24 protein-coding genes and 1 other RNA gene are annotated in these 24,342 nt (G+C 73.4%); 18 read left to right on the forward strand and 7 right to left on the reverse strand.

Annotated elements, in window-relative coordinates:
• Positions 1–13: 13 nt before the first annotated feature.
• Positions 14–775 carry a sulfite exporter TauE/SafE family protein gene (locus tag ABZS42_RS25740; protein ID WP_355149416.1) on the reverse strand — a complete coding sequence of 254 codons (762 nt, stop codon included), beginning with the start codon at positions 773–775 and terminating at the stop codon, positions 14–16.
• 250 nt (positions 776–1,025) lie between these two features.
• On the opposite strand from ABZS42_RS25740, the gene rnpB reads away from it, so the two are divergent.
• The 4 genes from rnpB (at position 1,026) to ABZS42_RS25760 (ending at position 2,767) form a co-directional block, all read left to right on the forward strand.
• Positions 1,026–1,440, forward strand: an RNA gene (gene rnpB / locus ABZS42_RS25745) — RNase P RNA component class A.
• A gap of 62 nt (positions 1,441–1,502) precedes the next feature.
• Positions 1,503–1,937, forward strand: coding sequence for a VOC family protein (locus tag ABZS42_RS25750; protein ID WP_355149417.1), 435 nt, complete (start codon positions 1,503–1,505; stop codon positions 1,935–1,937).
• 68 nt (positions 1,938–2,005) lie between these two features.
• Complete coding sequence (locus ABZS42_RS25755; protein WP_355149419.1) at positions 2,006–2,215, forward strand: hypothetical protein; 210 nt, start codon at positions 2,006–2,008, stop codon at positions 2,213–2,215.
• Positions 2,216–2,281: 66 nt separating this feature from the next.
• Complete coding sequence (locus ABZS42_RS25760; RefSeq protein WP_355149421.1) at positions 2,282–2,767, forward strand: FBP domain-containing protein; 486 nt, start codon at positions 2,282–2,284, stop codon at positions 2,765–2,767.
• Between the two features lie 49 nt (positions 2,768–2,816).
• Here the strand turns inward: ABZS42_RS25760 and ABZS42_RS25765 are convergent, their stop codons facing one another.
• Positions 2,817–3,236 carry a hypothetical protein gene (locus tag ABZS42_RS25765; RefSeq protein WP_355149423.1) on the reverse strand — a complete coding sequence of 140 codons (420 nt, stop codon included), beginning with the start codon at positions 3,234–3,236 and terminating at the stop codon, positions 2,817–2,819.
• A 27-nt stretch (positions 3,237–3,263) separates the two neighbouring features.
• Here ABZS42_RS25765 and ABZS42_RS25770 point away from each other — a divergent pair, with 27 nt between their 5' ends.
• Positions 3,264–3,647: a VOC family protein gene (locus tag ABZS42_RS25770; RefSeq protein ID WP_355149425.1), complete on the forward strand. Its 384-nt coding sequence runs from the start codon at positions 3,264–3,266 to the stop codon at positions 3,645–3,647.
• A gap of 57 nt (positions 3,648–3,704) precedes the next feature.
• Here ABZS42_RS25770 and ABZS42_RS25775 read toward each other — a convergent pair whose 3' ends face one another.
• Entirely contained in the window at positions 3,705–4,208 is a 504-nt protein-coding gene (locus ABZS42_RS25775) for an NUDIX domain-containing protein (protein ID WP_355149427.1), read from the reverse strand.
• A gap of 236 nt (positions 4,209–4,444) precedes the next feature.
• On the opposite strand from ABZS42_RS25775, the gene ABZS42_RS25780 reads away from it, so the two are divergent.
• From ABZS42_RS25780 to ABZS42_RS25800, 5 genes are all read left to right on the forward strand, one after another.
• On the forward strand, positions 4,445–4,648 hold the full coding sequence (locus ABZS42_RS25780) for a hypothetical protein (protein WP_355149429.1): 204 nt from the start codon (positions 4,445–4,447) through the stop codon (positions 4,646–4,648).
• Positions 4,649–4,730: 82 nt separating this feature from the next.
• A complete protein-coding gene (locus tag ABZS42_RS25785; protein WP_355149431.1) occupies positions 4,731–5,429 on the forward strand; it encodes a histone in 699 nt (232 codons plus the stop codon).
• A 222-nt stretch (positions 5,430–5,651) separates the two neighbouring features.
• Entirely contained in the window at positions 5,652–7,082 is a 1,431-nt protein-coding gene (locus ABZS42_RS25790; RefSeq protein ID WP_355149432.1) for an RNB domain-containing ribonuclease, read from the forward strand.
• 137 nt (positions 7,083–7,219) lie between these two features.
• Positions 7,220–7,918: an NADPH-dependent F420 reductase gene (npdG, locus tag ABZS42_RS25795; protein ID WP_076468125.1), complete on the forward strand. Its 699-nt coding sequence runs from the start codon at positions 7,220–7,222 to the stop codon at positions 7,916–7,918.
• Between the two features lie 28 nt (positions 7,919–7,946).
• Positions 7,947–8,390 (forward strand): VOC family protein, encoded by a 444-nt coding sequence (locus ABZS42_RS25800; RefSeq protein WP_355149434.1) that lies wholly within the window; start codon positions 7,947–7,949, stop codon positions 8,388–8,390.
• A gap of 48 nt (positions 8,391–8,438) precedes the next feature.
• On the opposite strand, the gene panB is transcribed toward ABZS42_RS25800, so the two are convergent.
• Together panB and ABZS42_RS25810 are read right to left on the reverse strand one after the other, a co-directional pair.
• The gene (panB, locus tag ABZS42_RS25805; protein ID WP_355149436.1) at positions 8,439–9,284 is read right to left on the reverse strand and encodes a 3-methyl-2-oxobutanoate hydroxymethyltransferase; all 846 of its coding nucleotides are present in this window, start codon (positions 9,282–9,284) and stop codon (positions 8,439–8,441) included.
• A 131-nt stretch (positions 9,285–9,415) separates the two neighbouring features.
• Entirely contained in the window at positions 9,416–11,176 is a 1,761-nt protein-coding gene (locus ABZS42_RS25810) for an NAD+ synthase (RefSeq protein ID WP_355149438.1), read from the reverse strand.
• Positions 11,177–11,424: 248 nt separating this feature from the next.
• On the opposite strand from ABZS42_RS25810, the gene glnA reads away from it, so the two are divergent.
• The 4 genes from glnA (at position 11,425) to ABZS42_RS25830 (ending at position 17,427) form a co-directional block, all read left to right on the forward strand.
• A complete protein-coding gene (glnA, locus tag ABZS42_RS25815; protein WP_355149440.1) occupies positions 11,425–12,774 on the forward strand; it encodes a type I glutamate--ammonia ligase in 1,350 nt (449 codons plus the stop codon).
• A 43-nt stretch (positions 12,775–12,817) separates the two neighbouring features.
• Positions 12,818–13,510: a YafY family protein gene (locus ABZS42_RS25820; RefSeq protein ID WP_355149442.1), complete on the forward strand. Its 693-nt coding sequence runs from the start codon at positions 12,818–12,820 to the stop codon at positions 13,508–13,510.
• A 139-nt stretch (positions 13,511–13,649) separates the two neighbouring features.
• Positions 13,650–17,003: an AAA family ATPase gene (locus ABZS42_RS25825; protein ID WP_355149444.1), complete on the forward strand. Its 3,354-nt coding sequence runs from the start codon at positions 13,650–13,652 to the stop codon at positions 17,001–17,003.
• Positions 17,004–17,046: 43 nt separating this feature from the next.
• Positions 17,047–17,427, forward strand: coding sequence for a VOC family protein (locus ABZS42_RS25830; RefSeq protein ID WP_355149446.1), 381 nt, complete (start codon positions 17,047–17,049; stop codon positions 17,425–17,427).
• 221 nt (positions 17,428–17,648) lie between these two features.
• Here the strand turns inward: ABZS42_RS25830 and ABZS42_RS25835 are convergent, their stop codons facing one another.
• Positions 17,649–18,155 (reverse strand): hypothetical protein, encoded by a 507-nt coding sequence (locus tag ABZS42_RS25835; protein ID WP_355149448.1) that lies wholly within the window; start codon positions 18,153–18,155, stop codon positions 17,649–17,651.
• Positions 18,156–18,397: 242 nt separating this feature from the next.
• Between ABZS42_RS25835 and ABZS42_RS25840 the strand changes: the two genes are divergently transcribed.
• Entirely contained in the window at positions 18,398–18,658 is a 261-nt protein-coding gene (locus ABZS42_RS25840) for a hypothetical protein (protein WP_355149450.1), read from the forward strand.
• Positions 18,659–18,764: 106 nt separating this feature from the next.
• Positions 18,765–19,286 carry a hypothetical protein gene (locus ABZS42_RS25845; protein ID WP_355149452.1) on the forward strand — a complete coding sequence of 174 codons (522 nt, stop codon included), beginning with the start codon at positions 18,765–18,767 and terminating at the stop codon, positions 19,284–19,286.
• Between the two features lie 40 nt (positions 19,287–19,326).
• Here ABZS42_RS25845 and ABZS42_RS25850 read toward each other — a convergent pair whose 3' ends face one another.
• A complete protein-coding gene (locus ABZS42_RS25850) occupies positions 19,327–20,202 on the reverse strand; it encodes an LD-carboxypeptidase (protein WP_355149470.1) in 876 nt (291 codons plus the stop codon).
• Positions 20,203–20,411: 209 nt separating this feature from the next.
• On the opposite strand from ABZS42_RS25850, the gene ABZS42_RS25855 reads away from it, so the two are divergent.
• Both ABZS42_RS25855 and ABZS42_RS25860 read left to right on the forward strand, forming a co-directional pair.
• Positions 20,412–21,179, forward strand: coding sequence for a type 1 glutamine amidotransferase (locus ABZS42_RS25855; RefSeq protein ID WP_355149454.1), 768 nt, complete (start codon positions 20,412–20,414; stop codon positions 21,177–21,179).
• Positions 21,179–24,331, forward strand: a complete 3,153-nt coding sequence (locus ABZS42_RS25860; protein ID WP_355149456.1) for a bifunctional [glutamine synthetase] adenylyltransferase/[glutamine synthetase]-adenylyl-L-tyrosine phosphorylase — start codon at positions 21,179–21,181, stop codon at positions 24,329–24,331. The genes ABZS42_RS25855 and ABZS42_RS25860 overlap by 1 nt, the downstream gene beginning before the upstream one ends.
• Positions 24,332–24,342: the final 11 nt, after the last annotated feature.

The raw sequence follows: 24,342 nt of genomic DNA on the forward strand, positions 1-24,342 counted from the left end.
TCCCGGGCGCGCGTCAGCCGAGGGCGTGCCAGAGCAGGTACAGGCCGATCACCGTGCCGAAGAGCACGATCAGGGTCTTCAGCACCAGCGGGGGCAACCGACGCACCAGCCGCGCGCCGACGTACCCGCCGACCAGCGTCGCCGGTGCGACCACAGCGACGGCGGCCCAGTTGACCGGCCCGAAGAGCGCGAACACCACCAGCGTGGTCAGTCCCACCACCGCGGAGAGCAGATTCTTGATCGCGCTGACCCGGGCCAGGGTGGCGTCCAGCACCAGGGCCAGGCCGGCCACCAGCATCACCCCGAGCGCCGCGCCGAAGTAGCCCCCGTACACCGCGCCGAGCCCGACGATGGCCTGCACCGTGACCGTACGCCGGCGCGGCGACAGGTCGCGCGGGTGGCCGACCAACCGGCGCAGCGGGTCCTGGAACGCCAGCACCGCCGTCGCGCCGAGCACCAGGAACGGTACGACCACCTCGAAGGCCCGGGCCGGGGTCGCGAGCAGCACCAGCGATCCGACGATGGTCCCGAGCACGGCGGTGGGCAGCAGCGTGAGCAGCGCGCGTGGACGCGGTAGGTCCATCCGGCTCCCGGCGACGCTCGCCACGTACCCGGGGAAGACCGCCACCGAGTTGCTGACGTTGGCCGGCACCGGGGGCAGCCCGATCGCGATCATCGCGGGAAAGGTGATGAGGGAGCCGCCACCGGCCACCGCGTTGACCGTGCCCGCGGCGAGGCCGGCGGCGAGCAGCAGCGCGGCGTGGGAGAGATCCATGGTCCCACGAGGCTAGTACCCGGCCCGCGCGTCCGCCCGCCGCGGTCATCCGCTCTCTACAAGATCGCGCTTGATCCTGGTTGTAGTGCCCTTCGCCGCCGGGCGAGACCACTACATCCATGATCGAGCACGATCTACGCGCTCAGGCGGGTCCCGGCGGCAGGTGAGCACCGGTGAAGGGCGGCGATCTTGTCGGGCCGGGCCGGCAATAGGTGGCGCCCCGCCGTCGTTAGGATGAGAGCGCGACGGACGAGTCGACCGGGCGGTCGCGTCGGCGGGGTTTCGACCCCGCCGCCGAGGAACGTCCGGACTCCACAGGGCAGGGTGGTTGCTAACGGCAACCCGGGGTGACCCGCGGGACAGTGCCACAGAAAACAGACCGCCGGCCCCATCGGGGACGGTAAGGGTGAAACGGTGGGGTAAGAGCCCACCAGCACCCCGGGTGACCGGGGTGGCTCGGTAAACCCCACCCGGAGCAAGGCCAAGAAAGGGCCGTCACCGCAAGATGACGACCCGCGCAGACGCTCGAGGGCTGCCCGCCCGATGTCTGCGGGTAGGCCGCTGGAGCCTGCCGGCGACGGTAGGCCGAGATGGATGGCCGCCGCCGGCGCGTGCCTTCGGGTACGCGCCGCGCACAAAATCCGGCGTACAGGTCGACTCGTCCGTCGCCCACCAGCCGGCCGAGGTCGGTGGTGCCGGCGAGCGCCCTCGCCTCTAAGGTGGACCGATGGCATCGGTCAGGCAGGTGCAGGTCACCTTCGATTGCGCAGAGCCCGAGCGGGTGGCTCGGTTCTGGTGTGAGGTGTTGGGGTACGTCGTACCGCCGCCACCTGCGGGGTTTGCCACCTGGGGCGATGTCGACAGCGCGCTGCCGCCCGAGCGTCGGGGTTCCTGGTTCGCATGCGTCGATCCCTCGGGGGCGGCGCCGCGGTTGTACTTCCAGCGCGTTCCCGAAGGCAAGGTCGTCAAGAATCGGGTGCATCTCGACGTGCGGGTCGGTACCGGGCTCGTGGGTGAGGAGCGGTTGGCGACACTTGAGGCCGAATGCGCGCGGCTGGTCGCGCTCGGCGCGGTACGGGTGCGGCTGCTGCCTGCCGATGACGAGAACGAGTCGTGCATGGTGATGCAGGACATCGAGGGCAACGAGTTCTGTCTCGGCTGACTCGCCGGGTGGTGTGCCGCGTGCTCGGCGGCCTCGCATTCTGGTAGACGCTGAGTAGCATCGATGGCATGACCCTCGTGGTGGTGTCCATCGTCGTGTTCGTGGCGTTGCTGGTCGCGGTCTTCGTCTTCGTGGGCTGGCGGGACCGCAAGCGGCTCTCCTCTGCCGAGGATTCGGCTGCCGCCCGTGATGCGACGGCTGCGCGGGAGCGATACGCGGCCGAGCGTCATGTCGTCCAGGGCGAGGTATGGCGGCGCGGCCAGATTCCCAACAGTTGATCAACCTCCCGCCACCCCGTACCTATCACATTTAAAGCACTTCCTAAGGGCGTTAGGCTTGGTCCTATGATGCCCCTGACCGAGCCTGCCATCCGCGCCGCCTTCGTCAACCTCACGAAGGGCGAGGCCAAGCGTCTGGCGGTACCGATCGACCTGGCCGAGCGGCCCTGGGACGACCTCGACTTCTTCGGGTGGCGTGACCTATCCGCCCCGGAGCGGGCCTACCTGATCGCCGAGCCCGGATCAGGGCCCGTCGGCGTGGCGCTGCGGGTGGCCCCGCAGACCGGCCGGGCCCGGCGCAGCATGTGTTCGCTGTGCCTGACCACGCACACCGGCGACGGCGTGTCGCTGATGACGGCGCGCAAGGCCGGTCCGGCAGGACGGCAGGGCAACTCCGTCGGCGCTTACATCTGCACCGACCTGGCCTGCTCGCTCTACCTGCGGGGAAAGAAGAACGCCGGACGGCGGATCGAGGAGTCGATCACCCTGACCGAGAAGATCGAGCGCACCTCGACCAACCTCGCCGGCCTGCTACGCAAGGTCGTCGGCTGACCCCTCACGATCGGCCCCGTTCCTGGCCGACGTCACGATGTGGATCCGATCAGGAATGGCCGCCCTCGCCGGTGCGCCACTGGTTGTCCGTCAGGGTCTCGAACCGCGTACCCGGCCCCGCGACCTCGTCGCGCGAGCTGCCGCCGACGGCGTCCGACCGTGCCGCGGCGACGATCCGCTCCGCCTCACGTCTGGCCTCGTCGACGACCGCCCCGGCCTGCTCCTCGGCCAGCCGGAGGATTCGCTCGACGGCCGGACCCAGCTCCCTGAAGGCGGGCGGCCGCTCAGCGGCTGGGTTCCGCGGATCGGCGACGGGATCCGTCTCCGCGCCGAAGAACGAGAGTGCGATGGCGACCAGGCAGGCGCCGACGGCCCACGGGGCGGCGGCCGGGCCGAGGCCCGCGCCGACCCAGACGCCGACACCGACGCCGAACAACGCCAACGCCAGCGGCCTGACACCTCTGCGCATCGCTCCTCCTCCGGCCGGGATCCGGTAGTGGCCGCCGCTTCACTGTGCACGCGGGGTCAACCCGTCGATGCCGCTCGTCGTGCGGGCCCGGCGGCGGCCTTCTGGTCGGCGGCGCTCGGTGTCCGCGCCGAGCCGTACGCGCCGAAGCTGCAGTTCACGAGCCTGCACGGTGCCCTGGGCGGACTGGTCCTCGCCGTCCAGGCGGTGGACGACACACCCCGGCTCCACCGCGACATCGAGATGGACGACGTCGCGGCGGAGGCGGCGCGTCTGGTCGGCCCGAGGGCCACCCCGGTGACGCAGTGGCAGGAGTGCCGGGTCCTGCGCGCGCCCGGCCGGCACCTGGTCTGCGTACTGCCGGTGGAGTCCGCTCCGGAGGTCTTCGACGCCGAGGCGAGAACCTGGCCGTGACCCGCTGACCGCGCCGATGGGCGGATCCGCGCCCTGGTACGTCGCCGGGCGGCGGGACTACCGGGGCACGTCCCGGTCGTCCCAGGCCGTGCCGGCGGGCAGGTAGAACGTCGCTCCCGTGCCACCCAGCGCCTGCTCGATGACCAGCCGGGCGTGCGCGTCGAGCGCGGGCAGCCGGTCGGGCGCGAACCACTCGACGGCTTCGGACTCGTCGTCGTTGACCCGGGCGTCTCCGCCGAGCAGCCGGCACTCGAAGCCGAGGTTCAGGTATTCGCAGCGGTCACCGTTGGGATACGTGTGCGGGTGCGACACGACGCTGGACAGCCGGATCGGTTCGACGTCCAGACCGGTCTCCTCCCGGACCTCCCGGGCCACCGCCGTGGCCGGTTGTTCGCCCGGCTCGACGATGCCGCTCACCACGGACCACCGGCCGTCGTCGGCCCGCTTGCCGAGCAGCAACTCGCCGACGTCGTTGCGGACCATCGCACTCACGCTCGGCAGCCAGAGCAGGTCGTGGCCGATGTGCTTGCGCATCCGCAGGATGTAGTCCGGTGTACCCACCCCGCGACCCTAGCCGGGTCGACCGTTCCGGTCCGGTCGGCACGGCCTGTTCGGCGAACGGTGAGCCCCGGCTCGTGCCGCACGATTGCCGGGGCCACGGCGGACGGCAACATCATTCGGTGTCTTTTTTGTCGGATTCTGACCCGAGATGACCGCAACGTCTCTACTGTGGAGGCCGTCGGTGACTTGTGGTGTTCCGGTGGCGGCCGGGCGGTTCGCAGTGCACAGTGATTCTCATGAGCGACAGCGGACGTGGTGCGCACTACTACTGGTGCACCCGACACCACCGGGTCGAGACCGACGCCGATGTGTGTCCGGCGAGGCACGTTCTCGGCCCGTACGCCTCGGCCGCCGACGCGGAGAACGCGCTGCAGAGAGTGCAGGAGCGAAACGAAGCGTGGGACGCCGAGGATGCCCGCTGGGCCGGGGAGGACAGGTAGACGGCGCGGGACGGCCCGCGTCGAGGTACTCAGTGTTCCGCGAGGAGACACGCGAGAGCACGTCCCCAAGGAGGGAACCGAGATGGCCGTAACACCGAAGGCCACCCGCCCGGCCGCGAAACGTACCACCGCGAAGAAGACCGCCGCGGCGGAGCGAACCACGACCGCGGGCCGGACCACGCCCGCGCGCCGGACCGCCGCAACGGCCGCCAAGGCGCCGGCCAAGAAGACGGCCGGCGGCGCCGGCCGCGCCCCGGCGAAGAAGACCACCGCGGCCAAGGCCCCCGCCAAGAAGGCGGCGACCAAGGCCTCGACCACCGCCCGAAAGGCCACCGCCACCGCGAAGAAGGCACCGGCGAAGGCCCCGACGGCCGCGAAGAAGACCACGGGTGCGGCCAAGAAGACCACGGCGGCGGCCAAGCGCACCACCACGGCGGCGGCCAGGAAGACCACGGTGGCGGCCCGCAAGTCCACGAGTACGGCCAAGAAGACCGCCACCGGCGCCGCGAAGAGGACCACTGGCGCGGCGAAGAAGACCGCTGCGAAGAAGGCCCCCGCCAAGCGGACCACCGCCACCACCCGCCCCACGGCCGCACGCAGCACCGCCGCGAAGAAGGCTCCGGCCCGGAAGGCGACCGGCACCACCGCGGGCGTCGCGCGGACGGCGGCGGCGAAGAAGACCCCGGCGAAGAAGGCGCCGGCCCGCAAGGCCACGCCGACCAGCGCGCGGGCCACCACCGCCCGCGGCGCCACGGTGGCGGCCCGCAAGTCCGCCCCCTGACCCCGCACCGTCGGCGATTCCGGAGTACGCGGCACCCGGTCTCGCCGTCGGCGCACGCGCCACCGTGTGACGGGCCGGTTCCCGTCGACCGGTCCAGCCGGCACGGAGGTCCGTCACAGCCACCTGCCTGACGTCGCCGCGCGGTAGCGGCGTACCGCCGTCACACGCCGGGTGGGCCGCCCGGGTCGGGCGGATCGCCGGTCGCACTGTCAGGATGGGCGCGTGGTCATCCGACGCGTCCTCGCGCCCCGCATCGACTTCGCCGCGCTGCGCCGCGAGCTGGGACTCCCCGAGGAGTTCCCGGCCGCGGCGCGGCGTGAGGCCGACGCCGCGGCCGCCGACCCACCGCGACCCGCCGCCGACCGCACCGACGTCCCGTTCGTGACCGTGGACCCGGCCGGCTCCCGTGACCTGGACCAGGCGATGCACCTCAGCCGCCGCCCCGGTGGCGGCTACCGGGTGCGGTACGCGATCGCCGACGTGGCCGCACACGTCCGTCCCGGCGGTGCGTTGGACGAGGAGACCTGGCGCCGGGGCCAGACGGTCTACCTGCCGGACGGCAACGTGCCGCTGCATCCGGAGACCCTGAGCGAGGGCGCGGCGAGCCTGCTCCCCGACGTCGACCGCGCCGCGGTCGTGTGGACCATCGACCTCGACGCCGACTGCGCGACGGTCGCGGTCGAGTTGGAACGCGCGCTCGTCCGCAGCCGGGCCAAGCTGGACTACGCGGGGGTGCAGGCCCAGGCCGACGCGGGCCGGCTGCCCGAACCGATCGCCCTGCTTCCCGAGATCGGCGTACGGCTGACCGCGCGCGGCCTGCACCGCGGCGCGATCAACCTGCCCCTGCCCGAGCAGGACGTCGAGGCCGACGGAGACGGATGGCGGCTGGTGCTGCGCGGCCCGGCGCCGATGGAGGAGCACAACGCCCAGATCTCCCTGCTCACCGGAATGGCCGCCGCCGACATCATGCTCGCCGGGCGGATCGGCCTGCTGCGTACGATGCCGGCGCCGAAGCCGGAGGCCGTGGAACGGCTGCGCATGGCGGCAGCCCCGCTGGGCGTCCACTGGCCCGAAGGTGCCGGCCCCGGTGAGGTGATCGCCGCGCTCGACCCCGCACAGCCGCGGGCGGCGGCGTTCATCGACCAGGCGGCCGAACTGATGCGCGGCGCGGCGTACACCGCCTTCGACGGGGAGTTGCCGCAGCGCCGGGAGCACGGCGGGGTCGCGGCCGCGTACGCCCATGTCACGGCCCCGCTGCGTCGGCTGGCCGACCGGTACGCGACCGAGGTCTGCCTGGCCCTGCACGAAGGCCGGCCGGTGCCCGACTGGGTGCGTGCGGCGTTGCCCCGGTTGCCGGAGGTGATGGCGACGACCGACCGGATGGCCTCCGCCGCCACCCGTGGCGCCGTGGAGCTCACCGAGGCGGTGCTCCTCGCGGACCGGGTGGGGGAGATCTTCGACGCGGCGGTGCTCGACGTCGACGCACCGCCGAGCCCCCGTTCCCGGCCGCGACCGCCCGGCGGGACCGTGGCCCTGGACACCCCGCCGGTCCGCTCCCGCTGCCTCGGTGAACTGCCGCTCGGCGAACGGATCCGGGTCCGTCTCGTCACCGCCGATCCGGCCGGCCGGACCGTGCTCTTCGAACGCGCCTGACCTGTGGCTCTCGTCACCGGCGGCGCGTCCGGGCCGCCCCCGTCGCACCGCCGGTGCGCGACCGGACGCCGGCGACCCGCCCGGCGTGGCGGTGCCTGCCTTCCCGGGCGTGGCCGCGGGTTTGCGAGGATGAAGCCATGGCATACGACGCGAGCACGCTGCCCGACGTGTCCGGGCTGACCGTCGGCATCATCGGCGGCACCGGTGACCAGGGACGGGGCCTCGCCTACCGGTTCGCCCGGGCGGGCCAGGCCGTGCTGATCGGTTCGCGTTCCGCCGAACGGGCGGCCGCCTCGGCGGAGGAGATCGCGGCGCTGCCGGGCGTAGCGGCCGGTACGAGCGTGGCCGGGGCGGACAACGAGGAGGTGGCCCGGCGCAGCGACGTGGTCATCATCGCGGTGCCGTGGGACGGCCACGCGGCCACCGTGGCGGGCCTCGCCGAGCCACTCGCCGGCAAGATCGTCGTCGACTGCGTCAACCCGCTCGGCTTCGACAAGCAGGGTCCGTACCCCCTCCAGGTCCAGGAGGGCAGCGCGGTGCAGCAGGCGGCCGGGCTGCTGCCCGACTCCCGGGTCTGCGCGGCGTTCAACCACGTCAGCGCGCCGCTGCTGGCCGACCCGGAGATCGACCGGATCGAACTGGACGTTCTGATCTGCACCGAGGACCGGGAACTCGTGGGTGTCGTCGCCGCGCTCGCCGCCCGGATCCCCGGCATGCGCGGTATCTACGCCGGCCGGTTGCGTAACGCGCACCAGATCGAAGCGTTCACCGCCAACCTGATCGCCATCAACAAGCGCTACAAGGCCCACGCCGGCATCCGCGTCACCGATCTCTGATGTCGTACCCGCGCGGCATTATCGCCGCGTGGATTGGCAACTGGTGATCGATTGTCGGGAGCCGTCGCGGCTCGTCGCGTTCTGGGCGGAGGCGCTGCGCTACCGGGCGCAGCCGCCGCCCGACGGGCTGCCGAGCTGGCGGGACTGGTACCTCTCGGTCGGCATCCCGCCGGAGGAACTCGGCGACGACGACGGCATTGACCGGCTGGAGGACCCGGCGGGGGCGGGCCCGCGGATCTGGTTCCAGGCGGTTCCCGAGCCGAAGACGGTGAAGAACCGGCTGCACATCGACCTGAAGGTCGGCGGCGGGCGTTCGGTGCCGGTGGCCGAGCGGCGGCCCCGCGTCGACGCCGAGGTGGCCCGGCTGACCGCCCTGGGCGCCCGGGTGCTCGGCTCGATGGACGACCCCGACAACGGCCACTACGCGGTGCAGCTGGCCGACCCGGAGGGCAACGAGTTCTGCGTGGTCTGACCGGCCCGGGCGGCGCGGTACGCGAGCCCGCACCGCCCGGGCGTACGGTCAGAAGGTGTGTTCGGCGGCGGGGAACTCGCCGCCGCGCACCTCGTCGGCGAACCGGCGGGTGGCGTCGGCGAGGGTGCCGGCCAGGTCGGCGTACCGCTTGACGAAGCGCGGCGCCTTGCCGCTGCGCAGGCCGGCCATGTCCTGCCAGACCAGCACCTGGGCGTCGGTGTCCGGGCCGGCGCCGATGCCGACGGTCGGGATGTCCAACTCGTTGGTGATCCGCTTCGCGACGTCGCCGGGCACCATCTCCAGGACGACCGCGAACGCGCCCGCCTCGGCGACCGCCCGGGCGTCGGCGATGACCTCCTCGGCGGCGTCGCCCCGCCCCTGCACGCGGTAACCGCCGATGGCGTGCTCGCTCTGCGGGGTGAAGCCGATGTGCGCCATCACCGGAATGCCGGCGCCGGTGATCGCGGCGATCTGCTCGGCGCAACGCCGGCCGCCCTCCAGCTTGACGGCGTGGCAGCCGCCCTCCTTCATGAACCGCACGGCGGTACGCAACGCCTGCTGCGGGCCCTCCTCGTACGAGCCGAAGGGCAGGTCGCCGACGATCAGCGCCTGTCGGGTGGCCCGGACCACGGCACGTACCAGCGGCAGCAGGTCCTCGGCGGTGACCGGGATGGTCGTCTCGTAGCCGAAGACGTTGTTCGCCGCCGAGTCACCGACCAGCAGCACCGGGATGCCGGCCTGGTCGAAGATCGACGCGGTGTACTGGTCGTACGACGTGAGCATCGGCCAACGTTCGCCACGTTCCTTGGCGGCGATCAGGTCGCGGGTGCGTACCCGTCGGGTCGCCGGTCCGCCATAGAGGGCGGTCACCTCGGTCGGGGTGGACTCCACCATGACTCTCTCCTTCCTCGAGGCCGCGTGCGCGGTCCCCGGGTTCCGCCCCGATCGTCGCACCGGACGAACCGACGGCGGCAGAGCGCAGTGGAGGATTTCACTCCGCGACCCGACCGTGCGGGGGAGTGCGGTCAGCCGTGCTCGCGCCAGCGGTTGGTGACCGGAAGCCGCCGGTCCCGGCCGAACGCCTTCATCGAGATCTTCGTACCGGGTGCCGACTGCCGTCGCTTGTACTCGGCGGTATCCACCATCCGCAGCACCTTGTCGACCACCGCCGGGTCGTGCCCCGCCTCGACCAGCCCGTCGCGGCCGAGATCACCGTCGACGTAGCCGATCAGGATCGGGTCGAGCACGTCGTAGTCGGGCAGGGTGTCGCTGTCGAGTTGGCCCGGGCTCAGCTCCGCGCTCGGCGGCTTGCCGATCGAGCTCTCCGGGATCGGCGGGGTCTCGCCGCGTCGGACCGCGTCGGCGTTGCGCCACTTGGCCAGCCGCCAGATGAGCGTCTTCCAGACGTCCTTCACCGGGTTGAAACCGCCCACCGAGTCGCCGTAGAGCGTCGAGTAGCCGACCGCCAGTTCGCTCTTGTTGCCGGTGGTCAGGACCAGGTGGCCTTCCTGGTTCGACAGTGCCATCAGGATCACGCCGCGTACGCGGGCCTGGAGGTTCTCCACCGTCACGCCGGAGATCGACATGTTGGCCAGGAACGTGTCCACCATCGGCTGGATCGGTTCGACCCGGTAGTCCAGCCCGGTGCGCTTGGCGAGTTCCGCCGCGTCCTGGCGGGAGTGCTCGGAGGAGTGCTGGCTGGGCAGCGACACCGCGACCACCCGCTCCGGGCCCAGCGCGTCGACGGCCAGCGCGCCCACCACGGCCGAGTCGATGCCGCCGGAGAGGCCGAGCACCACCGACGGGAAGCGGTTCTTGTTGACGTAGTCGCGCAGGCCGAGCACCAGCGCCTGCCAGACCTCGGCCTCGTCGGCGACCGGCTCGATCGTCCCGCCGACCGCGGGCGGGCCCGCGGGGGCCGGCAGACTCTCGGTCACGGTGGCGCGGACCACCCGCAGCCCGTCGGCGACCCGGTCGCCCGCACCGACCGACTCTCCGGCGGCGGGCAGTTCCAGGTCGTGCACCAGCAGGTACTCCACGAACTGCGGGGCGCGGGTGAGCAGTTCACCGTCGGGCGAGACGATCATCGAGTCGCCCTCGAAGACCAACTCGTCCTGCCCGCCGGTCATGTTGACGTACGCGATGGTGGCGTCGGCCTCCGCGGCCCGGCGACGGACCACCGGCAGCCGGATGTCGTCCTTGTTGAGTTCGTACGGCGAGCCGTTGATGTTGACCACCAGGCCCACCCCGGCCTGGCGGGCCGCGGCGAACGGGCCACCCGCCTGCCACAGGTCCTCGCAGATCGTCAGCGCCACGTCCACCCCGCCGATCCGCACCACGGTCAGCATGTCGCCGGGCACGAAGTAGCGGTCCTCGTCGAAGACGCCGTAGTTGGGCAGGTGGTGCTTGAAGTAGGTGGCGACCACCACGCCACGGTGCAGCAGCGCCGCACCGTTGCGCGCTCCCCGGCCCGGCTCGGCGTCGCCGGAGACCTGCGGCGGCCCATCGGCGTCGAGGTAGCCGACGACCACCGGCAGCTCGCCCAGCCCGTCCGCGGCCAGGTCCGCGGCGAGCCGGCTCAGCGCCGCCTTGGAGGCCGCCACGAACGACCGCCGGAAGACCAGGTCCTCCACCGGGTACCCGGTCAGCATCATCTCCGGGAACGCGACGAGATGGGCACCCGCGTCGGCGGCCCGCCGGGTCCAGGTGCGGACCAGGTGCGCGTTGCCGACGAGATCGCCGACGGTCGGGTTGACCTGTGCCAAAGCGATGCGCAGGGTGGGCATGACCCCATCTTGCCCCAGAGCGCGGGGCCCGACAGCGTGGGCGTGGGAGAGGTCGGCCGGCCCGCGCCCGGGGACGCCCGGGGCGTCCGTCCGGGTGGCTGCACGACCCGCGGGTTCCCCTGCCCGGTACACCTCGGGCCGGGTGCCGACCGGTCGCGTAACGTCGGCGTAACCAGGCCCGTGGAGACTGGTCGGTCAGGGCCGCACGGCCCGGCCGGCGGCGGCGGAGAGTGTCACAAGGGGTGGAAGTGGACCGTCAGCAGGAGTTCGTCCTCCGTACGCTGGAAGAGCGGGACATCCGGTTCGTCCGGCTGTGGTTCACCGACGTGCTGGGCACGCTCAAGAGCGTCTCGGTCGCCCCCGCCGAGCTGGAGGCCGCGTTCGAGGAAGGCATCGGCTTCGACGGCTCGGCCATCGAGGGCTTCGCCCGGGTCTTCGAATCCGACATGGTGGCCATGCCCGACCCGACCACCTTCCAGGTCTTCCCGTTCGAGGGTGGCGTCAGCGGCGAGAGCGCCCGGATGTTCTGCGACATCCTCCTGCCCGACGGCAGCCCGTCCTGGGCCGACCCGCGGCACGTGCTGCGCCGGGCGCTCTCCCGGGCCGCCGACAAGGGCTTCACGTTCTACACCCACCCCGAGATCGAGTTCTTCCTGCTGGAGGACGGCGCGCAGGACGGCTCGCTGCCCACCCCGGTCGACACCGGCGGCTACTTCGAGCACACCACGCACGCGGTGGCGCGGGACTTCCGGCGGCAGGCGGTGCTGGCCCTGGAGCGGATCGGCATCTCGGTGGAGTTCAGCCACCACGAGGTGGCGCCCGGGCAGCAGGAGATCGACCTGCGCTACGCCGACGCGCTCACCACCGCCGACAACATCATGACGTTCCGGCACGTGGTCAAGGAGGTGGCGCTCTCCACCGGCGTGCAGGCCACCTTCATGCCGAAGCCCTTCACCGACCAGCCGGGCAGCGGCATGCACACCCACCTGTCGCTGTTCGAGGGGGAACGCAACGCGTTCCACGACGGCGGCGACCCGATGAAGCTCTCCAAGGTGGCGAAGTCCTTCATCGCCGGCCTGCTGGTGCACGCCCGCGAGTACACCGCGGTCACCAACCAGTGGGTCAACTCGTACAAGCGGCTCTTCCCGCTGGCGTTGCCGGACCGGATCACCGAGAGCCCGGCGTACGTCTGCTGGGGTCACCTGAACCGTTCGGCGCTGGTGCGGGTGCCCGCCTACGGCAAGCCGAACTCGGCCCGGGTCGAGGTGCGTTCGCCGGACTCGGCGGCCAACCCCTACCTGGCCTTCGCGGTGCTGCTCGGCGCCGGCCTGAAGGGGATCGAGGAGGGCTACGAGCTGCCGCCCGGAGCCGAGGACGACGTCTGGTCGCTGACCAGCGCGGAGCGGCGTGCCATGGGGTACGAGGCGCTGCCGGAGAACCTCGCCGAGGCGATCGACGTGATGGCCGGCTCGGAACTCGTCGCCGAGGTGCTCGGTGAGCACGTCTTCGACTTCTTCCTCCGCAACAAGCGGGCCGAGTGGGAGCAGTACCGCCGCGAGGTCACCCCGTACGAGCGGCAGCGTTACCTGTCCCTCTGAGCGGGACGCACGGGTTGTCGTACCCCCGGCCTAGCCTGACGCCGTGAACCGCACCGACCGCCTCTACGCCCTGGTCGAGGAGCTACGGGCGGTGTCACCGCGGCCGCGAAGCGCCCGTTGGCTGGCCGCGCGCCTCGAGGTGAGCAGCCGCACCATCGAACGCGACATCGGCGCGCTCCAGCAGTCCGGGGTGCCGATCTGGGCCGAACCGGGCCGCACCGGCGGCTACGTGATCGACCGCGCCCGCACCCTGCCGCCGGTCAACCTGACCGCCGGTGAGGCCGTGGCGATGGCGATGGCGCTGCACCGGCTGCGCGGCACGCCGTTCGTCGCGGCCGCCGCCACCGCGCTGCGCAAGCTCGTCGCCGTGATGCCGGCGGCGGACGTCGCCGAGGCGCACCGGCTGGCCGGCCGGGTGCACCTCATCGGCGACGGGCCGGTGACGCCGGTGCCGGCCGCGGTCGCCGACGCGGTCCTCGCGCGGCGGGTGCTTCGCATCCGGTACGCCGACCGCACCGGCGCCGATTCGCTGCGTGAGGTGGAGCCGTTGGGCTACCTGGGCAACCCGCTGCACTGGTATCTGCTCGCCTGGTGCCGGCTGCGCGCCGGAGTCCGCGCCTTCCGCACCGACCGGATCGGGTCCGTGCAGCCGCTGTCCGAGGTGGTGACCCGGGAACTGAGCCTCGACGACCTCGACATCCCCCACGAGCGGGTGCGCCCGCTCAGTCTGGTCTGAGCGAGGCCGGCCACACCCCGACGTCGGAACGGATGCGGAGGTGGACGGCGGCGAAGCTGGTGACGCTGCGGCGAGCCGGGACAGCGCGGCGGGGCCTCCGCACGGCATTCTGGGGGCTCCGACGCGAGGGGAGCGTGCAGTGCCCGACGTACTCGGCTACGCCGACGCCGTACGCCTACTGGGCGGTGAGAAGAGCCGCCTCGTCGACTGGTTCGACAAGCTCACCGCCGGGACGCTGCTGGTGGCCGCGGTGCCGGTGCCGGCCCTGCTCGGCATCTTCGACGCCCGGGTGGAGTTCGTCCGGCTCGGTCACGAGCTGGTGCGCGGCGTCGCGGAGAAGCGCTCCGGACTGTCCCGGTACGCGCGGACGCGGCGACTGGAGGCGGCACACGCCGTCATCGCGGTAACCGCCTTCTTCGAGCAGTTGGGCGAACTGGACCTGCCGTTCGACGTCGGAGACCTGAGGATCGGCCGGTCCGAGCAACTGGCCCTGGCCGGGGCCCGCCCGGCCGACGATCTCACGGCCGCCCTCTTCGCCACCCCCGCGCCGGTCCCCGGGCCGCACCTGCCCTACCCCGCCCTGCGATCGGCGCTCGTCGGCTACTACCAGGACCTGGTGGCGGCCTTCCTCTCCTTCCTGCGCGGCCTGGCGATCGCCGACACGCTGTTCGACCGGCGCTGGCGGGCGACCGAACAGGCGTTGGACCGTCTCCCGGACGCCGCCGCCGACCGGCACCGGGACCTGCTCACCCAGCTCGCGGCCGACTTCCCCGAGGTGTCGTTCTGGCTCGGCCTGCACGAGCACGAGGCGACCCGCCAGGAGGTGCATCGCCTCTCCCTCGGGCTGGCCGAGATGCAGCGTGTGCTGACCGAGTTCTCGACCGGGCGGGCGCCGGACGACCGGCGGAGCGGCCTCGGTGTCGCGTACGCCGCTGAACTGCGCCGACCGATCATCTCCTCCGGCGACGTGCCGGCCGGGCTGACCGTGCCGACCCTCGGCGAGGCGTACGTGCCGCCGCTCTGCCGGATCGCGGAACTCGGCCCGGACGCCCGACCCAGTGACGAGACCTGGTGGGACGACCGGCCGGTGCGCGACGACCTGTGGCAGGCGCTCGTCGTGCACCTCACCTCACCCGGCGCCACCCGGGCACCACTGCTGGTGCTCGGTCAGCCGGGTTCCGGCAAGTCGGTACTGACCCGCGTCGTCGCCGCGCAGCTGCCGCCGGCCGACTTCCTCGTCGTCCGGGTGACGCTCCGCGACGTCTTCGCCGCCGGTGACCTTCAGGACCAGATCGAGCAGGCGATCCGCAACGACACCGGGGAGCGGCTCGACTGGCCGGCCCTGTCCCGGTCCGCGGGCGACGCGCTTCCGGTCGTCCTGCTCGACGGATTCGACGAGTTGCTCCAGGCGACCGGGGTCAGCCAGACCGACTACCTGCGGCGGGTGGCCGTGTTCCAGCGCCGCGAGGCCGACCAGGGCCGGCCGGTGGCGGTGCTGGTGACCAGCCGGACCAGCGTGGCCGACCGGGCCCAGTTGCCGCCCGGCACCATCGCCGTCCGGCTGGAGCCGTTCGACGAGCCGCGGGTCGGGACCTGGGTGGCGACCTGGAACCGGGTCAACCGCGCCGCCTTCCGGGCGCTCGGCGCACGTCCGCTGGACCGGGAGATCGTGCTGTCGCACCGCGAGCTGGCCACGCAGCCCTTGCTGCTGCTGATGCTGGCGCTCTACGACGCGGAGGGCGGTGACCTGCGTCAGGCCGGGGAACTGCGCCGGGGAGAACTCTATGAGCGGCTGCTGCGCCGCTTCGCCCGTCGCGAGGTGGTCAAGGTGCGCGACGGCCTGCCCGATCAGGAACTGGGCCGGGCGGTCGAGGCTGAGCTGCGCCAGCTCGCCGTCGTCGCGTTCGCCATGTTCAACCGGGGCGCGCAGTGGGTCACCGCGACCGAACTGGACAGTGACCTGGCAGCGCTGCCGTTGGGCGGGGCGCCGGCTCGGGAGCGTCCGGGTCTCCGGGCGCCGCTGGCGGCGGCGGAGGTGGTGCTCGGTCGCTTCTTCTTCATCCACCGCTCCCGCACCGCCCTCGACGAGCGGCGGCGCGAGACGTACGAGTTCCTGCACGCCACGTTCGGCGAGTACCTGGTGGCCCGGCTGACCGTGGAGGTGGTGGACGACCTGGTCGCCCGGGACGCCGCGGCCAGCCTGTCCTGGCGCGAAGGGCCGGGGGTCGACGACGACCTGCTGCACGCGTTGCTGTCGTACGCGGTGCTGAGCACCCGGGCCACCGTGCTGGCCTTCCTCGGCGAAGGGCTGGCCGGGCGGACCACCGCGCACCGGGACGCCTGGGCGGACCTGCTGCTGCGCCTGTTCCGGGAGGCCCCGTACGCCGCCGGGGCGCGGCGGTTCGACGACTACCGTCCCCGGCGGCTGCGGGTGCCTGCCCGCTTCGCCGCCTACAGCGCCAACCTGCTGCTGCTCGCCCTCGCCGCCGGCAAGCCGGTGACCGGGCGGCAGCTGTTCCCCGAGGCGACCGATCCGGTGGCCGAGTGGCGGGCCCAGGTGGGGCTCTGGCGTTCCCAGCTCGACCCGGAGGAGTGGCAGGGCCTCAGCGACCTGCTCGCGCTGGACCGACTCGGGCAGGGCGGCGGGCGCGACATCCGAATCTGGACGCAGCAGGGGCTCGCGGCACCACCCGATACGGACGTGCCATGGCTGTTGGGGCTGCCCGCCCTGCGCGCGGGGAGTGGCTGGGGTCTGTCCCGCGACTTCCTGGCCCGGCTGCGGCGCAACGCCCACCTGACCTGCGATGCGGACTCCGGCGTGGCTGTGCACGCCGTCGAGCCGTTCCTCGACAAGCTGACCACCGCGCTCGCCGTCTTCCAGAACGGGTCGAGCGGTTCCGCCTCGGCGGCTCGGGCGCTGGTGGACACCTGGCTCCTGCCCCTGCGACCGGCGACAGAGCGGGAACGGCGCGAGGTCTATCTGCGCTGCGTACGGCTGGTGGCGGATGTGTCCGAGGTGGTGCCGGAGTGGGATCGAGCGGCCTTCCTGGGATTGCTGTTCGACCGGCTCGCCGCGGACCGTGCGGCCTCTGCCGAGCTGATGGCGGAGGTGTTGTCCGCCTGCCCGGTCGAACCACTCGGGGAACCGGCGGCGATGTTCGCGCTCCTGCGCTGCGTTCAGCGGGCGCTGGGCGTGAACGAGGTGACGGATCTGCGGCTCGCCCGGATCGTCAACCCGCTGATGCGCGACCGCGTCGGCCGGCTCGGCGTCGCGCTGGACGACGTGACCGCCGACGTGCTGGTACGCCTGCACGAGCGTGGGCTCGGCGAGGCGTTGCTCACCCCCGGGCTGCTGACCGTCTTCGAGGCCCGGTACGGCAGGCAGCACCCCGATCTGGTGCGGCGGTTGGGCCCGCTTGTGCGAGAGGTTTCGGACCTGCCCGGAAAACGCCGACAGCACGGTGTCGCGGATGAGGTCGAGGCTGGCTCCTGACAGCGCCGGCCGGGTGGCCGGCGCGTGGAACGGGAGACCACAGATGACCATCAGCAACGCCGTCACCTGGTTCGAGATCGGCACCGAGCGGCCCGACGAGGCGCAGCGCTTCTACGGTGACCTCTTCGGCTGGAGCTTCGCCGAGGAGGGGACCGGGGAGACGTCGTACCGGACGACCGTGGGCGCCGGAGCCGGGATCGGCGGCGCGATCCGTGGCACCGCCGGGACCGGGCCGAACTACGCGATCTTCTACGTGCAGGTGACCGATGTGGCGGAGACCTGCCGGCGCGCCGAGGCGGCGGGCGGCAAGGTGGTGGTGCCGGTGAAGACGAACCCGAACGGCCTCACCCTCGCCCACCTGCTCGATCCGGCCGGCAATCACATCGGCGTCTTCGCGCCGCCGCCGGGACCCGCCGGCGCCTGACCGGTCAGGTGTGCACCGCCGTGCCCGGTTCGGCGGCGTGGCGGTGTCCGCGTTCGACACCGCCACGCCGCCGGAGTTCGGATCGCTGAGCGCCGACCCGGGCGTCGGGCGTCATGCCGGCCCGGCCCGGCGACGGTGCCATTGCGGCCGTACGCCGGTCGGGGTTCGGCGACCGTGCGGCCCGTACGCCGGTCGGGGTTCGGCGACGGGCGTGCGGGGTGTCAGCTGCCGGTCGTGCCCTCGGGCGTGCCGTTGCCGCCGCCGCGGTGACCGCCCCAACCGCCCCAACCGCCGTGGCGGCCCGGACCGCCCGGGCCGCCGGGGAAGACGCCGGCCTCGACGGCCTTGGTGATGGCGTCGGCCTGCTCCTGGGTGAGCTTGCCGTCCTTCACCGCCTGGTCGAGCCGCTGCTTCAGCCGTGCCTGCCGGTCCTTGGCGGACGGGCGCTGCGGCCGGTCGGCCTTGTGCTCGTCACGCAGCTTCTTCAGGGCGGCGGTCACCTTGTTCGTGGGTACGCCCAGCTCCTTGGCGAGCTTCTCCGCGAACTTCCCCTGGCGGTCGGCCGCCTTCTGCCGCGCGTCGCCGTTCGTGGTGGTGCTGCCGGCGCTCGGCGTCGGGGTGCCACCGTCGGCGGCGAACGCCATGGTCGGCGCGGCGATGCCGACGCCGAGCACGCCCGCCGTGGCCAGGCCGGCCAGCAGGTGCTTCTTCCTGATGCTGCGGGACATCGGTCCTCCATCTCGTCGTGGTGTTGCCATGACCCGTCGACAGTGACCAGGCCGGCTTGGCGGGACCCGTGGCGAGGCTGTCAGCCGGCTGGGAATCGCGGTGAGGGAACGGGACAAACGGGTTGCGCCGGTGCCGGATCGTCGGCAGGGTTGGCCGGCGGACCGGGCGGCACCGTCAGGCCCGGCCGGCGGACCGGGCGGCACCGTCAGGCATGGCCGGAGCGATGGCGAGGAGCGGCAGCGTGACCGACACTGTGATCCAGGAGTTCCTGGTGAGCGAGGCGGGCGCCGGCCCGTACGGCGTCACCACCGGTCCCGACGGCGCGTCCTGGTTGACGCTGGTCCATGCCGGCGCTGTCGCCCGGATGAGCGCCGACGGCGAGGTCCGGACCTGGTCGCTGGGCGCGCCGGAGAGCCGGCCGCTGATCATCACGCCCGGTCCGGACGACGCGCTCTGGTTCACCCGTTCCGGCGCGGATCGGCCGGATCAGCACATCGGGTGAGCTCAGCTCGGTCGTCCTGCCGCCCGGCACCGGGCCGTGCGGCATCACCACCGGCGCGGACGGCGCGCTGTGGTACGCCGGGATGAACTCCGACACCGTCGGCCGGGTGGCCACGGACGCAACGGTGACCACCTTTGCGCTGCCGGTGGCCGGCGCGTTCGCATCGATGATGGCTCCGGGGCCGGACGAAACGGTCTGGTGCACGCTCAACCAGGCGAACGCGCTCGCCCGCGTCGACATGGCCGGCGGTGTCACCGTGCATCCGCTGCCGACTCCGAGCGCGGGCCCCGTCGGTATCAGCGGCAGCGTCGACGGCGGGCTCTGGTTCGTGGAGATCGTGGCGGGTCAGCTCGGCCGGGTCGACCCCGACGGCCGGATCCGGGAGTACCCGCTGCCGGACCGGTCCGCCCGGCCGCACGCGATCGTCGGCGACGCCGTGGGCGGTGCCTGGTTCACCGAGTGGGGCGGTAACCGGATCGGCCACGTCGACGTCGCCGGCCGGATCGAGACGTACGACCTGCCCACCCCGAACTCGGAGCCGCACGGCCTCACCGTCGCTCCCGACGGCACCGTCTGGGCCGCCCTCGAGATCGGCCGCCTGGCCCGCCTCACCCCACCCCACGCGTGATCGTCAGGTCGACGGGGGTGAGGGCGACCGGGTGGGTGGGTCAGCGGACGGCGGGGGTGACCGTGAGGGTCGCGGTGCCGGTGTCGAGGGTGGCCTCGGTACCGACCGGGACGGTGAGCTGGCCGACGCCGTGGCCGATCGGCAGGCCACCGAGCACCGGTACGCCGAGGTCACCGAGGCGCTCGGCGAGCACGTCGGCGACTGTCACCGACCAGCCGTCGGCGCAGTTGGTGAACTGCCCGACGGCCACCGCCGCGAGACCGTCGAGCGCCCCGGCCCGGCGCAGCTGGGTGAGCATCCGGTCCACCTTGTACGGCGGCTCCTGCACATCCTCGACGAGCAGCACCGCCCCGGTCAGGTCGGGCATGTCCGGGGTGCCGAGCGACGCCGTGATCATGCACAGGTTGCCGCCGAGCAGTGGGCCGGTGGCGCGGCCGGGCACCCGTACGGCGTAGGTCTCCTCCTCGGGCAGTGCGGTCACCGTCACCGGTTCGGTGGTCATCAGCGCGGCGTGCAGCGACTCGGCGGAGCGCAGCGGCGTCCGCTCGTCCGTCCACGCCGCCCCGGGCCCGTGGACACCGGCCAGCCGGGCGCCCCGCCACAGCGCGAGCTGAAGTGCGGTGACGTCGGAGAAACCGGCCACCACCTTCGGGTCCCGCCGTACGGCGTCCATGTCGATCGCGTCGACCACCCGCTGTGCGCCGTAGCCGCCGCGGGTGCAGATCACCCCCCGTACCTGCGGGTCGGCGAACGCCGCGTTCAGGTCGGCCGCCCGCAGTTCGTCCGCGCCGGCCAGGTAGCCCTGCCGGTCGTACGCGTGCGGGGCCAGCACCGGGCGCAGGCCCCAGCCGGTGAGCAGTTCGATACCGCGGGCCACCCGCTCGGGACGGGTCGGCCCGGACGGGGACACCAGCATCACCGTGTCGCCGGGGCGGAGCACGGGTGGCCGGAGGACGGTGAGGGCAGCGCTGGTCACAGCGGCTGAGCCTATCCTCGTGCGTCGCGCCCCGGCGCTGCCCCCGCGGACCCGGCAGCGGGTACCCCGGCCGGGCGAGCGCCGACATCGTCGCCGTGCCGGGCCGAGGGGCTTCGGGGTTCGGTGGGGCACCGGATAGCCTCGACGGCGTGGCAACCGCGTTGGTGATCGAGAACGACCCGACCGATGATCTGCGCCGGCTGGGCGAGTGGCTGACCGAGGCCGGCCTCGACCTGTGGGTGGTGCGCCCGCACGCCGGCGAGGAGCTCCCCGCCGACCTGGAGGGCTACGCCGCGTTGGTGGTGCTCGGCGGTGAACAGCAGGCCTACCCGCTGCCGGACGGCTCGCCCGGCGCGCCCTGGTTCCCGGCGCTCGAAGGACTGCTGCGCAAGGCGGTCCGGCGCCGGGTGCCCACGCTCGCCGTCTGCCTCGGCGCGCAGCTGCTCGCCAGCGCGCATGCCGGTCGGGTGGAGCGCAGCCCGTCCGGGCCGGAGATCGGCCCCACGGTGGTGGGCCGGCGGGACGCCGCCGAGCAGGACCCGCTCTTCCGGTACGTGCCACTCATCCCGGACGTGCTCCAGTGGCACTCCGACGAGATCACCGAACTGCCGCACGGCGCCACGCTGCTGGCCGCCTCCACCCGCTACCCGCACCAGGCGTTCCGGATGGGTGACCGGGCCTGGGGGTTGCAGTTCCACATCGAGTGCGACACCGCGATGATCGCCGCCTGGGCGGCCGACTCCAGCCAGCTGGCGGAGCTGGGCTACGACCCGGAGCTGCTGGTGGCCGCCTGCGACGCGGCGATGGCCGACGTCGAGGAGGTCTGGCAGCCGTTCGCCGCCCGGTTCGCGGCGCTGGCCCTCGGCGAGCTCGACGACGACAGCGCACGTCGCAGCCTGCCGCTCCTCGGGCACTGATGGCCCGGCCGACCAGCGCGCCGGGCCGGCTCGCCCGGTACGGCTTCGGCACGGCCCAGGGCGACGGCGGCGCCCAGGCAGCCGACCTGCTCGGCCCGGACGGGCTCGGCCTGTGGCGGCCAGACGGCCAGGAGCCGGTCGACGGGCGGGCGGGGGACCTCCTCGCGGCGCTCTCCCGGGCGGCCGATCCGGATCTGGCGCTGCGCCAGCTGCACCGTCTCGTCGAGGCCGAGCATCGGGTGGCCGGCAACGCGGCCGCCGGAACCGTCGCGGCGGGCAACGCCGTCAGCGGAACCGGCGCGGCCGGCCTCACCGCCGCCGGAACGGGCGCGACCGGCTCGCCGGGTGGGGGAGCTAGAGCCGGCGGGCGAGCGGGCGCGACCGGCATCGGCGCCGGGTCGGCGCTGCTGGAGCAGCTGTACGCCGACGAGGGGCTGCGTTCGCGGCTGATCGCCGTGCTCGGCGCCTCGTCGGCGCTCGGCGACCATCTGGTGGCGAACCCGGACCACTGGCACGTGCTGCGTACCGGCGCGGACGGTCGGCCGCCGAGCGCCGACGGGCGACTGGAACCGATCGGCGACGGCAACCCGGTCGCCGGGCTGCGGCAGGCGTACCGGCTGGCGCTGCTGCGGATCGCGGCGGCGGACCTGACCGGTGGGCGGGAGCTGGAGCAGACCATGGCCGCGCTCTCCGCGCTGGCCGACGCCACCCTGCGCGCGGCGCACGGGATCGCCGTCGAGGAACTGCCCGAGGGCACGGCCCGGCCGAGGCTGGCCGTGGTGGCGATGGGCAAGTGCGGCGGGTTCGAGCTCAACTACGTCTCCGACGTGGACGTCATCTTCGTGGCCGACTCCGACGACGACCTGGCCGCCGCCACCACCGTGGCCACCCGGCTGATCCACATCTGCGGCCTGGTCGCCTGGCCGGTGGATGCCGCGCTGCGTCCCGAGGGCAGCCGCGGGCCGCTGGTCCGTACGCTCGCCAGCCACCTCGCCTACTACCGACGCTGGGCCCGGACCTGGGAGTTCCAGGCGCTGCTCAAGGCCCGCCCGGCGGCGGGCGACCTGGCGTTGGGACAGGAGTGGATCGACCAGCTCGCCCCACTGGTGTGGCGGGCGGCCGAACGACCCGAGGCGGTCGAGGACGTCCGCGCCATGCGCCGGAAGATCATCGACCACGTGCCGCCGAAGGAGTTGGAGCGCGAGATCAAGCGCGGCCCGGGCGGGCTGCGGGACATCGAGTTCGCCGTCCAACTGCTGCAACTGGTGCACGGCCGGGGCGACGAGTCGCTGCGCGAGCCGGGCACGATCCCGGCGCTGCGCGCGCTGGTCGACGGCGGCTACGTCGGCCGCGCCGACGGTGAGGCGCTGCTGCGCGGCTACCGCTTCCTGCGGAGAGTCGAGCACCGGCTCCAGTTGCAGGGCCTGCGCCGCACCCACACGGTGCCGACCGACCCGGGCGCGCTGCGCTGGCTCGCCGCCGCGCTCGACTACACGGCCACACCGGGACGCAGCGCCGTCGAGGCGTTCCGCGCCGAATGGGTCAGCCACGCCGCCGAGGTACGCCGGCTGCACGCCAAGCTGCTCTACCGGCCGCTGCTGGAGTCGGTCGCCCGGGTGCCCGCCGACGGGTTGCGACTCACCCCGGAGGCGGCCCGGCACCGGCTGGAGATCCTCGGCTTCGGCGATCCGGCCGGGGCGCTGCGTCACCTCCAGGCCCTCACCGGTGGGGTGAGCCGCACGGCGGCCATCCAGCGCACCCTCTTGCCCGTGCTGCTCAGCGAGTTCGCCGACGCGCCGGAGCCGGACCGGGGGCTGCTCAACTACCGGCAGGTCTCCGAGAAGCTCGGCAGCACCCCCTGGTATCTGCGGCTGCTGCGTGACGAGGGGCCGGTCGCCCGCCGGCTGGCCTGGGTGCTCTCCTCGTCCCGGTACGCCGCCGACCTGCTGGCCCGGGAGCCGGAGGCGCTGCGGCTGCTGGCCGAGGAGAGCGAGCTGGTCCCGCGCCCCCGCGACGTGCTCCACGAGGGTTTCGCGGCCGCGGCCGCCCGGCACACCGACCCGGTCGAGGCGACCCGGGCGGTGCGCGCGCTGCGCCGCCGGGAACTGGTCCGGATCGCCTGCGCCGACGTGCTGAGCCGGGCCGGCTCGCTGGCCCCCGCCCCGCCCCGCCCGGACGGCGCGGTCCGCCCCGCGCTGACCGATGTCAGGGCGGTCGGCGCCGCGCTGGCCGACGTCAACGACGCCACCCTGGCCGCCGCGCTGCGGATCGCCCGGGCCGCCCAGCCGGCCCAGCCCGGGCTGCGCTTCGCCGTGATCGGCATGGGCCGCCTCGGCGGGTACGAGTCGAACTACCTCTCCGACGCCGACGTGCTCTTCGTCTACGACCCGGTGCCGGGCTCGGACGAGAACGCCGCCAGCGCGGCCGCGCAGGCCGTGGCCGAGGAACTGCGCCGGCTGCTGGGGATGCCCGCCCCCGACCCGCCGCTCGGTGTCGACGCCGACCTGCGGCCGGAGGGGCGGCAGGGACCACTGGTGCGCAGCCTCGCCGCGTACGGGCAGTACTACGCGCGCTGGTCCCGGGTGTGGGAGGCGCAGGCACTGCTGCGCGCCCGGTTCGTCTGCGGCGACGCCGACCTGGGTGCCGAGTTCGAGGCGCTGGTCGACCCGGTCCGCTACCCGGCCGACGGGTTGACCCGCGAGCAGGTGGTGGAGATCCGCCGGCTCAAGGCGCGGGTGGAGCACGAGCGGCTGCCCCGGGGCGCCGACCCGGCCACCCACACGAAGCTGGGCCGGGGCGGACTCGCCGACGTCGAGTGGGCCGTGCAGCTGCTCCAGCTGCGCCACGCCGGGACCGTACCGGCACTGCGCGGCACGCGTACCCTCGACGCGCTCGCGGCTGCCCGGGACGCGGACCTGGTCGATCCGGTGGACGCCGCGGCGATGGCGGCCGGCTGGACGCTCGCCGCGCAGGTACGCAACGCGCTCATGCTGGTCCGCGGCCGCGCCGGTGACCAGCTGCCCCGACACGGCGTGGAACTGGCCGGCGTGGTACGACTGCTCGGTGCCGACGACCCAGGCCAGTTCCTCGACGACTACCTCCGCACCGCCCGCCGCTCGCGGGCGGCGATGGAGCGGGTCCTCGACGGCTGACGGACGTCAAT

The organism is Micromonospora sp. NPDC005367 (assembly GCF_040606825.1).
In the GTDB taxonomy this organism is placed as follows: Bacteria; Actinomycetota; Actinomycetes; order Mycobacteriales; family Micromonosporaceae; genus Micromonospora.